The organism is Zymomonas sp., assembly GCF_020216885.1.
In the GTDB taxonomy this organism is placed as follows: domain Bacteria; phylum Pseudomonadota; class Alphaproteobacteria; order Sphingomonadales; family Sphingomonadaceae; genus Zymomonas.
The window spans coordinates 1-13,188 of record NZ_JAIWON010000118.1 but is presented as its reverse complement, the minus strand read 5'-3'; the positions used below and the strand labels follow the sequence as shown (position 1 = coordinate 13,188).

At 46.9% G+C, this 13,188-nt stretch carries 15 protein-coding genes, 1 pseudogene and 1 CRISPR repeat array; of the genes and pseudogenes, 9 read left to right on the top strand and 7 right to left on the bottom strand.

Annotation, left to right across the window (positions count from 1 at the left end; translation table 11 throughout):
• Positions 1-351 precede the first annotated feature (351 nt).
• The 6 genes from LDL18_RS06785 (at position 352) to LDL18_RS06760 (ending at position 6,636) form a co-directional block, all read left to right on the top strand.
• Positions 352-831: a hypothetical protein gene (locus LDL18_RS06785; RefSeq protein WP_296508061.1), complete on the top strand. Its 480-nt coding sequence runs from the start codon at positions 352-354 to the stop codon at positions 829-831.
• Between the two features lie 127 nt (positions 832-958).
• Complete coding sequence (locus tag LDL18_RS06780; RefSeq protein ID WP_296508063.1) at positions 959-2,479, top strand: DEAD/DEAH box helicase; 1,521 nt, start codon at positions 959-961, stop codon at positions 2,477-2,479.
• A 358-nt stretch (positions 2,480-2,837) separates the two neighbouring features.
• Positions 2,838-3,038 (top strand): NepR family anti-sigma factor, encoded by a 201-nt coding sequence (locus LDL18_RS06775; RefSeq protein ID WP_296508059.1) that lies wholly within the window; start codon positions 2,838-2,840, stop codon positions 3,036-3,038.
• Between the two features lie 26 nt (positions 3,039-3,064).
• On the top strand, positions 3,065-4,717 hold the full coding sequence (locus LDL18_RS06770) for a sensor histidine kinase (protein WP_296508057.1): 1,653 nt from the start codon (positions 3,065-3,067) through the stop codon (positions 4,715-4,717).
• A 463-nt stretch (positions 4,718-5,180) separates the two neighbouring features.
• Positions 5,181-5,315: an entericidin A/B family lipoprotein gene (locus LDL18_RS06765; RefSeq protein WP_012816905.1), complete on the top strand. Its 135-nt coding sequence runs from the start codon at positions 5,181-5,183 to the stop codon at positions 5,313-5,315.
• Between the two features lie 561 nt (positions 5,316-5,876).
• Positions 5,877-6,264: a CRISPR direct-repeat array (repeat unit 28 nt; unit sequence GTTCACTGCCGCACAGGCAGCTTAGAAA).
• A gap of 96 nt (positions 6,265-6,360) precedes the next feature.
• Positions 6,361-6,636 carry a hypothetical protein gene (locus LDL18_RS06760; protein ID WP_296508054.1) on the top strand — a complete coding sequence of 92 codons (276 nt, stop codon included), beginning with the start codon at positions 6,361-6,363 and terminating at the stop codon, positions 6,634-6,636.
• A 117-nt stretch (positions 6,637-6,753) separates the two neighbouring features.
• Here LDL18_RS06760 and tatC read toward each other — a convergent pair whose 3' ends face one another.
• The 6 genes from tatC to fabD form a co-directional block, all read right to left on the bottom strand.
• A complete protein-coding gene (gene tatC / locus LDL18_RS06755; RefSeq protein WP_296508052.1) occupies positions 6,754-7,542 on the bottom strand; it encodes a twin-arginine translocase subunit TatC in 789 nt (262 codons plus the stop codon).
• Positions 7,539-7,997 (bottom strand): Sec-independent protein translocase protein TatB, encoded by a 459-nt coding sequence (tatB, locus tag LDL18_RS06750; RefSeq protein WP_296508051.1) that lies wholly within the window; start codon positions 7,995-7,997, stop codon positions 7,539-7,541. The genes tatC and tatB overlap by 4 nt, the downstream gene beginning before the upstream one ends.
• Before the next feature lie 84 nt (positions 7,998-8,081).
• A complete protein-coding gene (locus LDL18_RS06745) occupies positions 8,082-8,345 on the bottom strand; it encodes a twin-arginine translocase TatA/TatE family subunit (RefSeq protein ID WP_296508049.1) in 264 nt (87 codons plus the stop codon).
• Between the two features lie 152 nt (positions 8,346-8,497).
• Positions 8,498-9,160 carry a hypothetical protein gene (locus LDL18_RS06740; RefSeq protein ID WP_296508046.1) on the bottom strand — a complete coding sequence of 221 codons (663 nt, stop codon included), beginning with the start codon at positions 9,158-9,160 and terminating at the stop codon, positions 8,498-8,500.
• A gap of 149 nt (positions 9,161-9,309) precedes the next feature.
• The gene (gene fabG / locus LDL18_RS06735) at positions 9,310-10,047 is read right to left on the bottom strand and encodes a 3-oxoacyl-ACP reductase FabG (protein WP_296508045.1); all 738 of its coding nucleotides are present in this window, start codon (positions 10,045-10,047) and stop codon (positions 9,310-9,312) included.
• A 69-nt stretch (positions 10,048-10,116) separates the two neighbouring features.
• The gene (gene fabD, locus LDL18_RS06730) at positions 10,117-11,052 is read right to left on the bottom strand and encodes an ACP S-malonyltransferase (protein WP_296508043.1); all 936 of its coding nucleotides are present in this window, start codon (positions 11,050-11,052) and stop codon (positions 10,117-10,119) included.
• 523 nt (positions 11,053-11,575) lie between these two features.
• On the opposite strand from fabD, the gene rpsF reads away from it, so the two are divergent.
• The 3 genes from rpsF to rplI are packed head-to-tail and all read left to right on the top strand — an operon-like array spanning position 11,576 to position 12,839.
• Positions 11,576-11,950, top strand: a complete 375-nt coding sequence (gene rpsF, locus LDL18_RS06725) for a 30S ribosomal protein S6 (protein WP_011241042.1) — start codon at positions 11,576-11,578, stop codon at positions 11,948-11,950.
• A gap of 20 nt (positions 11,951-11,970) precedes the next feature.
• Positions 11,971-12,195 carry a 30S ribosomal protein S18 gene (rpsR, locus tag LDL18_RS06720; RefSeq protein ID WP_011241043.1) on the top strand — a complete coding sequence of 75 codons (225 nt, stop codon included), beginning with the start codon at positions 11,971-11,973 and terminating at the stop codon, positions 12,193-12,195.
• Positions 12,196-12,209: 14 nt separating this feature from the next.
• On the top strand, positions 12,210-12,839 hold the full coding sequence (gene rplI, locus LDL18_RS06715) for a 50S ribosomal protein L9 (protein ID WP_296508037.1): 630 nt from the start codon (positions 12,210-12,212) through the stop codon (positions 12,837-12,839).
• An 86-nt stretch (positions 12,840-12,925) separates the two neighbouring features.
• Here the strand turns inward: rplI and LDL18_RS06710 are convergent.
• A pseudogene (locus LDL18_RS06710) lies at positions 12,926-13,188 on the bottom strand (dipeptide epimerase); the annotation flags it as partial.

Genomic DNA, 13,188 nt, shown 5'->3' with positions numbered 1-13,188 from the left:
AAGTTTTTTCCGAGCATTCGGAAACGTCTTTCCATGCAGCATCTATGGCTGCTTTATTTGCGATTCTTGCCATAACAACGCTCTCCTAAATGAATATGGCTTGTCATTTCTTTGCCAAACGAGTGTAGGTTTCGTTTTAGTCAAAGTGAAGGGGATAGTAGGACGAATAACAAGAACTGAAAAGAATAATTAAGTAGAAACAGCTATTTCTATCTTGATGGATTTTATGGATTGACTTCAATCAGATTCATCGGAAATTCATATTTTTTTTGCCATGCTCTGGCGAAAGCAAGGGGAAATTTGCGGTCTTATGCCAAGATTATGTCATTGATAGAAAAGGGATACGCATTTTTGCTTCGCCCCGTTATCGGGGGATGCCTGTTTTTTTCCTTGCCCTTGTCGGCTATGCCGCCCCGCCATTTTCCACATTCCGGTGTGATGGAAATCCATTTGAATGTCAGAAATGCCAATGGCCGAAACCAAAGACCTTTACCCCCGCCGCCTCCGCCACCGGATTCGCCCTATAATGCCCCGCCGCCTCCACCTGAAGCGGTCTGGCATGAGAAAAAGGGCCCGAAATGCGTTTCACCAGAAGATATTGGTGCCGCTGCCGTTTCTGAAAAAGATAGCGTTGATTTGATGTTAAAGGGTGGCAGCCGGATAAGAGCGCATTTGGAGCATTGCCCTGCCCTTGATTTTTATTCTGGCTTTTATGTTCATGCAGGCCGTGATGGACAGATATGTGCCAAGCGTGACCCTGTTTATGCCAGATGGGGGGGCGAATGTCTGATTAACCGATTCCGTGTGGTTGAAGGTGTTCTTAAACACTAAAAGGCTCGGACATGACCGCGACGGTGAATTAAGATTCACTTTAATTTGCGGGGTTGGATATCCGTTGCTATAGCAGAATTTCACTTATCAAGATGTGGATGCCGCATCTTATTTTATTTCATCCGCGATGTCCGATAAGGATTATCGCCTGTTTCTGGTCAGATATTTCATGAGCTTTGCCGATCTAGGCCTTTCAAAAGAACTACTGCAAGCCGTTACCGAATTGGGATATGAAGAACCCACCCCTGTTCAGGCAGCGGCTATCCCGTCTGTTTTGATGATGCGTGACCTGATCGCGGTTGCTCAAACTGGCACCGGCAAAACCGCTAGTTTTGTTCTGCCGATGATTGATATTCTGGCGCATGGGCGGTGTCGGGCAAGAATGCCGCGTTCCCTGATTTTGGAACCGACGCGGGAATTGGCGGCTCAAGTAGCCGAAAATTTCGAGAAATATGGTAAATATCATAAATTATCGATGTCTTTGCTGATCGGGGGTGTCCCGATGGCAGAACAGCAAGCTGCCCTTGAAAAAGGGGTAGATGTTTTGATCGCAACCCCCGGACGTTTGCTTGATTTGTTCGAGCGGGGGAAAATCCTGCTTTCAAGCTGTGAAATGCTGGTCATTGATGAAGCTGACCGGATGCTCGATATGGGATTTATTCCCGATATTGAAACCATTTGCACGAAATTGCCAACCAGTCGTCAGACTTTGCTTTTTTCAGCAACAATGCCGCCTGCGATTAAAAAGCTGGCTGATCGTTTCTTGTCCAACCCGAAACAAATTGAAATTAGCCGGCCTGCAACGGCCAATACCCTGATTGACCAGCGTTTAATTGAAGTATCGCCCCGTTCGAAGAAAAAGAAGCTGTGCGATATGCAAAAAAAAGAAAAAGACCATACGGCGATTATCTTTTGTAACCGTAAAACGACCGTGAGACAGTTGGCGACAACCTTGGAGCAGCAAGGCTTTTCCGTCGGTCAGATTCATGGTGATATGAGCCAGCCAGAGCGTGGCAGCGAGCTTGACCGTTTCAAAAAGGGTCAGATCAGCGTTCTGGTCGCTTCCGATATCGCCGCAAGAGGACTGGATGTTAAAGGGATCAGTCACGTCTTTAATTTTGATGTGCCGACCCATCCTGATGACTATATCCATCGCATTGGCCGCACCGGACGCGGCGGCGCTAGTGGAGAGGCTTTGACCTTTGTTACCCCCTCTGATGAAGAGGCGATTTCCGCGATTGAAAAATTGATGGGCGTTGAAATTCCCCGTTTAGGGAACAGAAAGAAAAACGCCTATCCGTCTAAAAGCGAAGAAGCGGCTAGCCCCAAACAAGCAAAGCCTGCGCAAGAGAAATCAGCCGCGGCTAGCCCAAGGAAAGCCCCAAGAAAGGCCGAAACCCCGAAAAAATCACCAGAAGATCGGCTGGATAGCGGTGAAGATGACTTTCCTAAAAAACAAGCCACAAGAAACACAGCTTCGCGTCCTGTCAGCAAAGCGCGGACTCAGGAACAAGCTTTGCGTCCTGAAAATTTGCGGCGTGTGAAGCCTGTCGCTTTGGAAACAGCGATTGATTGGAATGGCCCGATTCCGCCGTTTTTGAACTATTCAGTGCCGAAAACGACAGCGAGAAGCGTCAAGAAAGACTAAATTCCTGTAGGCTTTTTTCTTTTTAGGTTAACGCTTTAATCGTTAAATTTTGAGAAAATAAAAGAGATCCCGAAATGGGACAGGAACAAAGCCTATAATATTTTGTTTCTTTTTATGAAGTCTGGCACTTTCTGACCGAAAATGCCAGTCAGACATTTTGTAATTCGAATAAAATAAAAAAGTTTTTTCGAGGTAGATCAAATTTAAAAATTCTTATCAATCCAGCCATTTTTTGTGGTTGAAATTTTATAATGATTCTGGACAGAATGAATGGATCTTATAATAAGAAAGATAGATTACCTCGGTAAGACTGAACCGTATCCGACCCAATCATAGAATAACTAAGATGAATGGCAGCATGACAGCACATAACCATAAAAGGCCAGTATCCCAAGAATTACCGGCTTCTTCCGGAAATGCCGCACATGCTGATGAATCGGCAACGCAGGCGGAAGATCGAAAAAACGCAATCGGTTTTGCCCTGCGTAATGTCTATCAGCAGACGGTTGAAGAAGCGGTGCCTGATGACATTCTAGCCCTTTTGGCAAAACTCAACTAATTGATAACGATACGGATCGGTGCTTTATGAAGGCATTTTTTAAAAAGTCGCCTTCAAAAACCTTCCACAAAAAGCAGCTTTTGACCCGTCGGTTATTTCTGCTTTTCGTTTCCATGCCCACATGGTTTCGGATGTTGGTGGTTTTAAGTTTGGCACAGCTTCCGCCGAGTTTTGTTGCGCTTGGAGCCTTTATCGCTTCGTCCCATCAATACCGCCTTAATCACCAAAAAGAAGCGCAGCTTATTGCGACCGAGAGCGCGCGCACGATTGACGATTCTGTTGATATCTTGGCCTATGATGTCAGGAATATCTTTGACGAAGAAGGTAGCTATGATTTTGCCGATCTGGGCGAATGCTCCCTTCTGATTCAGCATATGCAAAGCCTTGGTTTTGTCCCAGTGGATTATGCCTTGATGGATATATCGGGGCGGTTGCTGTGCAAAAGTGACAATTTTAAAGTGAATCAGGCGGTGCTTTTGCCCTTTAAGCCAGCCGGTGAAAATAATTTTTATAATGTCGATATTCTGGAAAACGAAGGACAGCTCCAATTCTCTTTTTTGGGTGGGCATTATCCGCTGTCAAAATATCTGGTCGTCGGACAGATTGGCCGAGAATCTTTATTGAAAATTATTGAGCGGAAGGTTGTTCCTGATGGGTCCGCGCTTTTCCTAGCCCAAAAAAGCCATTTATTGCCGTTGATATCGCCGAAGAAGCCTTTGTTAAAGCAAAGCCATCCGGTGGTTATTCCGACTTTTGATAATTCTATTAACCTGATTTACGATAACAACCTGCCCCCTTTTAGAAAAGTCGATTTGCTGTTTGTTTTGTTGCCCGTATTGATCTGGTTTATGACGGCGAGCATCGGTTGGGTGGTTGTTCATTATATGCTATTGCGTCCCCTGCGGCGCACTCAAAGCGCGATTGTCGATTATGGTAAAACAGGCGAAATACAGAAGATAAAACCAGCCTCGATTGGGGCTGCAAGAGAAATCCGACAGGTTAGCAAGGCCTTTTATCATGTTGCGGTTAGATTGGCCGCCCATGAACGCGCCCTTCGCAATGCCTTACAGCATCAGAAAATGTTGACCCGCGAAGTGCATCATCGGGTGAAAAACAACCTTCAGGTTGTGTCCAGCCTATTGAGCATCCATAGCCGCAGAGCCGAAACCGCCAAAGAAAAATCCGCCTATGCCACGATCCAGCGGCGAGTGAATGCCTTGGCGATTGTTCAGCGCCAATATTATAATGAGCTGGATAAAGGCCAAGGGCTGGATTTATCCTTGCTGATTAAAGAGTTGGTGAATGGGTTACAAACCAGCTTGCAAACATTTGAAAAGAATTTTCAGATTGAAACCGAGATAGATCAGGTTTTTGTGCCTTTGGAAAAGGCGATGCCGATTGCCTTTATTCTGGTCGAAATTGTCGATTTTTCTTTGGCTGTTGACCCGTTGTTACCGATTACCATTATTCTGCATCGTCATGGCACCGAATTTGAAAACACCCCCGACCATGCGGGCATGGAGATCCGAGCCGAGGCCTTGAAACAGCTATCTTCCCGTAAGGGTAATGAAGTTATTCGGCGGATTATCAGCGCCTTTGGGCGGCAGTTGGGCGGTAAATCGGTAGAGAAAGAAGAAGACGGCTATTATTATTACGATATCGATATATTGCCGGATTAAGCCTTGATGAGGCCTTTTCTATCGGGGTGATATCTTTTTTCTGTCCTATATTTAAATGTCACCTTCTTGCCTAAGGGGTCGGGCGGCTACCACCCAGCCGGAAAATAGTGCGGGAAAGACAGCTTCTACCTTTTATATCCGCATATTATACAGATTGTCATGTGCTTCAAAATTTATCAAAAATTATTGGGATAACGGGAACTTTCCTTTTTGCGGGCAGTTTTATTGGCAAGATTGTCCGTAGGCTTATCCCCCTTAGCCTGACTTTCTTAAAATTCATGATCCGGAATGTCTCCTCCTCCCCCCTCACTGACATTCCGGGTCATTTTTTTATGTTTTTTCATTATTCTGTGGTTCATATAAATTCAGTAAAAGAACTTTGCTGTGAAGGCGATTTCTTCATATGCCAGAGCGTTTATGAAATCTGGAATTAGGTGCGGATAAGGCACCGGATGGGGGAATAATGCGTATTTTGATACATTGTTTAATGGCATCCGCTGTTTTGGCCTTGGCTGCATGCAATACGGTACAGGGTTTCGGACAAGATCTTTCTTCTGCCGGACAGTCGATGTCTAATTCTGCCGAAAGAAATAAATAGGATATTTTAAGGTCGCTCTTTTGAGGAGCGGCCTTTTTTATCCTTTTATCGCGTGGTTTTAGATTAGGCCGTGTTCTATATTTTTGAAACATAGCCAGAATTGGGTTTGATTTTGCCTTGTTGTGGCATGGCTATCTTTTTAAGCCGTTTTAACCATGAATAATGAGCTTTCTGACAGTGGTAGGTTACACCCGCCTTATGGCCGCCGAGCGTTAAATTTGGATGGATGCGTTTCGTTTTCAGCCCTAGCATAGCGAGAATAGAGGAGCATAAGCGCTATTCAATGCTGCGCATTGCCGAAGATTGGTCGAGAGAATAGCTGCGTATATTAGCCTTGAGTATGGATTTTCTTATTAGCACGGCCTAAAGAATGTATGGCTTTTTGATATTGTGAAGACTCTTCTAAGGTCAAATTTGACCCTTATTTTGACCCTCTTTTTTCGAGGGTATAAAAAATCATTTAAATTCAATATGTTACATATGGGCGTATTTTTTAGGGTTATTTTGCCTTTTTGGCGAGATATCCCTTTATTTTAGGGGCGATTCTATCTATTGCCTCTAGTTCACTGCCGCACAGGCAGCTTAGAAAATGATGTGCAATGGCGGTTTTAGTGGCCTTACGTTCACTGCCGCACAGGCAGCTTAGAAATATGGGTGCCGGAGATAAAGTTCTTGACTAATGTTCACTGCCGCACAGGCAGCTTAGAAAGTCTCGCTGCTCGTTATCCAGTGCCACAAAAGGTTCACTGCCGCACAGGCAGCTTAGAAATCCATACAATCAGCCATAAATAGTGCGCCGAGGTTCACTGCCGCACAGGCAGCTTAGAAATTAATCTAGGCGCAGGCGAAACTTTACATCTTGTTCACTGCCGCACAGGCAGCTTAGAAACGTAAACTTCTGAAAGGGTGTGCAGGATTACAGTTCACTGCCGCAGAGGTAGCTTAAGGGCTTTCACATTATTTAGAAAATAAGATACGCCTCCCTACTCCCATAAAAAAGCATAGGCTGAACGCCTCTATCGTTAATTTTAGGAAGTTTTTCGGAATGGTTATCTTTATAGTCGTGGCAACGATTGTTATTGGCAGTCTGTTTTACTATTTAGAGTCTTCCCCGCAGCAACAGAAACAAAAGATCAAAGCGCATATAAGGCGGTTAATGAGGCCTAGCTATATGATCGCTGGATGGCTGTGTCTTTTCGCGGCGATGATCACAGCTATTGGTCTTGTTCAAAGCCTTTCTTGGGGGCAAATCGGCAAGATTTCTTTATTGATGGTTATAGGCATTTACTTTTTACATATGGCCTATCGCCGCCCAAGATAGAGAGATTTATGCGTTGCCGGATAGGTGGGCGTAAAATTCAGGTAGTTTTAAAGAGGGCGTTGCGCCCTCTTTTTTTTAAGATTTTTATTGTGAGAATGGCTTTTCTTGTCTTTTATGTCAGTCTTCTACAACGACGATATCGGTTTCTTTTTTGCGACGTTTTTCGCCAAAAAGCATTGCCAGAAGAGCCATTTCATAAAGCAGGATCAGCGGCACCCCAAGCAATAATTGAGAAACGATATCGGGGGGCGTGAGAACCGCAGCAATAGCGACAGAAGCGACAATCGCATAGCGGCGACCCGCCACCAATTGTTGACGAGTAACGAATCCTGCCCGTTCTAAGAGCAGCAGCACGAGAGGCAGAAGAAAGGCGACACCAAAGCCGAAAATGAATTTTGTGACAAAATTCAGGTAATTGCCGACAGCCGGTAGAGCGGTTTGTTGCACGCCGCCGATATTGCCTTGATAACCCAATAAAAAATGAAGGGCGATGGGCATAGCAACATAATAGGCCATAGAGGCACCGACCAAAAATAACAGCGGCGTCATGACCAAGAAAGGGAGAAAAGCCCTTTTTTCATTATTGTAAAGCCCCGGAGCGATAAAACGCCATATCTGCATCGCGACAATCGGGAAGGCCAGCATGATAGCGGCAAAAAAGGCCACTTTGATATCGACAAAGAAGGCTTCAAAAATATCGGTATAGATCAGCCTACCTTGTCCTGCCCGAAGCAAGGGTTGCACCAGAAAAGCGAAGATAGAACGAGAAAAATGGAGGCAAAGCAGAAAGGCTATCCCTAGGGCAACCAAGCTGATGAGTAATCTTTTTCGTAATTCCAGAAGATGATCGAGCAGCGGGGCTGCGCTTTCATCCACTTCGTCATGAATGTCGTCCGTCTCGCTCATGATTGTTTTTCCTGCTGGTCAGCTTCTTTGGGCATGGCCGACGGCGAGGCAGCGGTCGTTGCGGCTGTTTCTGTATGATTGGCGGCAGGGTGGATTGTGTCTGCCGTATTCACTTCCAAATCAGCGGGAGACGTGAAAACAATATTCTGTTCTGCTGGATCATCGGAAATGGGTGATGTTGTAGAAGGGGTAGAGGGTGATACGGTTTGATTACCCTGCCCCTGATTTTCGGCAAGCAGCTTGGCATTTTCTTCTGCCCAGCGTTTTTCCATATCTTCCATTTCGGATTGACGAATCATTTCATCAATACCGGAACGGAAATGGCGGCTCAATTTTCGCGCTTTTCCAAGCCATCGACCGACGACCCGCATAGCGCGGGGTAGGTCTTTGGGCCCGATGACCACCAAGGCGACCACCGCAACGAGTAAAAGTTCTGAAGGGGCGACATCAAACATTTAAAAATCCGCACGACCTGCCAAAGGATAGAAAGCGGTTAAGCCTTCTGATCGTTTGAGGTAATATTCTATTCGAACAATCAGTTATTGATTGTTTTTGATGTCGTTTGCCACATTCTGTGCCGTATTTTGCGGCGTATTTTCTGGCGGAAGGGGCTGATTTTCCAAGCGAGGTGCCGGAGCCGGTGGGGCGGCAGGTGGCGTGCTGTCGTCTTCAGACATGCCTTTTTTGAAGCTTTTGATGCCTTTTGCGACATCGCCCATCATATCGGAAAAACGGCCTTTTCCGAAAAAGATCATGACGACGACCGCAACAACGATCCAATGTGTAATACTCATGCCGCCCATGTCGAAATCTCCCTAAACCCCGAAAATAAAGTCTATATCTTCTTATAATGACGAAATTTGCGCTTCTCTACCAGAAGATAGCGCATTTATCTGCCTAAATTTTTATTCGGCTCTCTTTAGCCGAAATTCCAGCCGATTTTTCTTAAATAATGTTACCGCGTGGCATTATAGGCCAATTGAGGTTCCGTTAATTGGAAACCGACCAGCATTTCAAAGCTGGCCTCTTTCATCGCTGCCCTAACTTTCGGGTCGTTCGTCGGGTCAACCGAGGCATCCACATCGGTGACCTGTCTGACCTTGTTTAACTGCCGGATAATATCCCGTGGCAAAGTAGCGGAATCATGGTCAATAGCCGAGCTGGTCGTGACTTCGGTATCGGTTGCCATCTGACCCGGTTCAAAATGGATTCTGACCGTTCCCATTTCTTTGGAAAGAAGGCGCGTCCCTGCCCGCATGACCGCCACAAAATAAGGTAAGGTGATATCCCTTGCGCCGCCGACATGGCGTCTTCTGGCCTGAACGGTAAAGGTCAGGTGAGTGACGACGGGCCCTGATGCGGTATCATCGCATTTCGGTCTTAATTTGGTGATGACGGCTTCGATATCAATAGCCGAAGCGCTGCGTTGATCGGACGGATTAAAAAGCGTGACATCGCCGGTATAATCAGGCACCGCGACAGCCGGACAGCTGCTGCGCCGGACAGTCATTGACCCCATTTCGTCAAATTGGCCATGATGAACGACACAACCGCCAAGCAGAAGTGATGCAAACGACAGGGTAAGGACAGGCGCAAAGCCGGACTTAAAAATCGACAAGTGACCCCCAAAAATAACGGGATGGAAAAAACGCCATAAACGGCCAAGGATAGAAAATCGGGAACAGGATATGATGATATCCTGTTCCTGACAACGTCTTATCAATACGGGATCATAGGCGATGCGCCTTATTATGCCGTATTTTGAGCTTAAAGCATCGACATACCGCCATTAACGCTGAGCGTTTGGCCGGTCATATAGCCGGATTCTTTGGAAGCGAGATAGACGGCGGCGGCCGCAATATCCTGAATATCCCCGAAACGAGCGGCTGGAATCTGGCTTTTCGCGGCTTCTTTTTGCTGTTCCGTCAGAATATCGGTCATCTTGGTTTCGATAAAACCCGGAGCGATACAGTTGACCGTAATGCCACGGCTGGCCACTTCCCGTGCCAGTGATTTTGACATCCCGATCATACCTGCTTTGGCCGCAGCATAATTCGCTTGTCCGGCATTGCCGGTCTGGCCGACGACTGAACTGATATTGATAATACGGCCAAAGCGGGTCTTCATCATCGGTCTGATGACAGCGCGGCTAAGACGGAAAACGGATTCCAGATTAAGCGCGATAACATCCGCCCAATCTTCATCTTTCATCCGCATCATTAACCCGTCGCGCGTGATACCCGCGTTATTAACCAGAATGTCAATTTTGCCGAGCTTTTCTAAAGCGCGCGGAACAAGCTGTTCAACATCTTCTTTTTCTCCAAGATTAGCCGGAAGAATAATCGGATCATTCGGTAAAATCGCGGCAACTTCTTTTAACGCGGATTCGCGTGTGCCGGATAAGGCTACTTGTGCGCCTTGATCAGCCAAGGCTTTGGCAATGGCAGAGCCGATGCCACCGGAAGCGCCCGTGACAAGCGCGGTCAGGCCATTAAGATCAAACATTGATTTTCTCCTGCCCCCTGTCTGGTTAGAGTATAGAACCAGAAGAGGGGCTGATTAAAGTCTATAGAATTACAAACTGGCTGCAAAATTTTCGATGTCAGCCGGTGAAATCAAGCTGGTGGCTTTACAATCAGGGGCAATCCGCTTGATCATCGGGGTCAGCACCTTGCCGCCAAATTCAACAAATTCTTCCACACCAGCGGCAGCCATAGCCGCAATGGATTCACGCCAGCGCACCCGTCCGGTTACCTGTTCCACCAGTAAATTCATGATTTTGGTCGGGTCAGTTTCAGCCGTGGCCGATACATTGGCAAAAACAGGCACAATCGGTTGCTGTGGCCGATTTTCTTCTAAGGCCTTGGCCATGACATCGGCAGCGGGCTGCATCAGGCTGCAATGGAAAGGGGCTGAAACATCGAGCATAACTGCGCGTCTTGCGCCTTTTTCTTTGGCAAGGGCAACCGCGCGTTCGATAGCGGCTAAGGTTCCCGAAATAACGACCTGCCCCGGTGCATTATCATTAGCGGCTTGGCAGATATCATTTTCAGCGGCTTCTTTGGCAATGGATTCGACTGTTTCAAAATCCAGACCCAAAATAGCGGCCATACCGCCTTCCCCAACAGGAACCGCGGCCTGCATCGCTTGACCGCGTTTTTTCAGTAAGCGCGCTGTGGTCGGGAGGTCAAAAGCATCGGCAGCCGCCAAGGCGCTATATTCCCCAAGGCTGTGACCGGCAACAAAAGAGGCGGTATCCGTAAGCTGGATGTTGTCTTCTTTTTCAAGCATGGCGAGCGTTGCTATTGAATTGGCCATGATCGCCGGTTGGGCATTTTCGGTCAGCCGCAAGTCTTCTTCTGACCCTTGCGACATTAGGCGGAACAGATTTTGTTTGAGCGCTTCATCGACTTCTTCAAAAACATGACGAGCCGCCAGACTAGCATCAAAGAGCGCCTGCCCCATGCCGACAGACTGGCTTCCTTGTCCGGGAAAGATAAAGGCACGCATGGATCAGATTCCTTATATATTTTGTCTTGAAACAGAAATGGCCAAATATCAGCCAAAAAAAATAACCGATGGCAAGAGCCAATATCCCATAGCCGTCGAAAAGCCTTTGCCCTTGCGTCCGTCTTTATGGAAGCTGAGTTATTTAGAATAATGCCCTATGCTTTATATCAGCCGGTCATGACTGACAATATCGCTTTATTTTGGGGAAAAAGCTTTTCTCTTTTGATTGGGCGATAGGCGGGCGGATATCTGGTCTTTTCCAAAAAATGGCCGAGATTATGATCTTTTTATAAAACATCTTGCAAAAAAAGACGAAATGCGGCATTGCCTCCCACCTATCAGACCTAATAAATGTCTGGGCGTTTTTGAGTGAAAAATCTTTTATCTTTTCATTCAATGATCTTTTAATGATCGTCTTAGTTTGAGGCGGTTATTTTTTAATGGCCCGAATTAAGTAAACGACAGCCGGAGGGGCGTTGGCATGGTGCCACGTCAGCGATCGGCCAATATTTAAGGACAGACGATGCCTCTTTACGAGCATGTGTTTCTTGCCCGTCAAGACCTTGCACAGACGCAGGTCGATGGGCTTGCCGCTACGGCAACCTCTATTATCGAAGAAAAAAGCGGTAAGGTCGTAAAGACCGAAATCTGGGGCTTGCGTAACCTCGCTTATCGCATCCAGAAAAACCGTAAAGCCTATTACATCATGCTGGAAATCGATGCTCCGGCTGATGCTATCCAAGAGCTGGAACGCCAGATGGCGTTGAATGAAGACGTCATCCGTTACATGACTGTCCGTGTCGATGCCCATGAACAGGGCCCTTCGGCTATGATGCGTCGGGGTGATCGCGACCGTTCAAACCGCAGCGATCGTCGCCGCGATCGTGACGCAGCCTAAGCCTGAAAGGAAAAAATACTATGGCACGTCCTTTCTTCCGTCGCCGCAAAAGCTGCCCTTTCGCCGCTAAAGATGCGCCGAAGATCGACTATAAAGATGTTCGTCTTCTTCAGGGCTTTGTTTCTGAACGGGGCAAGATCGTTCCCAGTCGTATCACTGCTGTTTCTGCAAAAAAACAGCGCGAACTGGCTCGCGCCATCAAGCGCGCCCGTCACATCGGGCTTCTGCCCTTCATCGTTAAGTAAGGAGCGCCCGATCCATGGATGTTATCCTGCTCGAACGTATCGAGAAACTTGGTCATATCGGTGACGTTGTTGCCGTGAAAAACGGTTATGCCCGTAACTTCCTTCTTCCCCGTAAGAAGGCTTTGCGTGCTAACGAAGCCAACCGTAAAATTTTCGAAGCTAACCGCGCCCAGATCGAAGCCGATAATGCGGCTCGTCGCACGGATGCAGAAAAAGATTCCGAAGTCGTTAACGGTTTGACCGTTACCCTGATTCGTCAGGCTTCCAACACTGGCCATCTTTATGGTTCTGTTTCTGCGCGCGATTTGGCTGAAGCTATCGTTGAAACCAAACCGGAAGCTAAAGTCACGAAAAACCAGATCGTTCTTGATCGCCCGATCAAGTCCATCGGTATTTCTGAAGTCCGCGTTGTCTTGCATCCGGAAGTTTCCGTCAAAATCAAAGTCAACGTTGCTCGTTCACCTGAAGAAGCTGAACTGCAGGCTGAAGGCGTTGACGTTATGAATCAGATGTTTGAACGTGATGGCGCAAGCTTCACCGAAGACTATGATCCCAATGCTGAACCCGGTCTTGCAACCGAAGCTGAAGAAGCTGTTGCAGATGCCGATGACAATGCAGAAACCAACAGCGAAGAATCTCTCTGATTTTTTACCATTGTTTTTGCAAAAAAAGCCGCCTGTTTTCAGGCGGCTTTTTTATTGTCTTTATTATCCGAATGAAATGGCTTTTATTAAGCTCCACCCCAAAAAGTAGCAGAGGGTGGATGCAAAATCCCGTTATCGAGCGTCATGCCGTCATTACGATCATGCACAAGCCAGTCAGCACCATCGAGATCAACAAAATCAGCCTGTGTGGCTAGATGGAAGGCGGGTGCCAGTGACAAAGACGAACAAACCATACAGCCAACCATAATACTAAGATTAAGACTGCGCGCTTGTTTCATAATGTCGATGGCAGCAGTCAAGCCGCCGGTTTTGTCCAATTTGATATTGA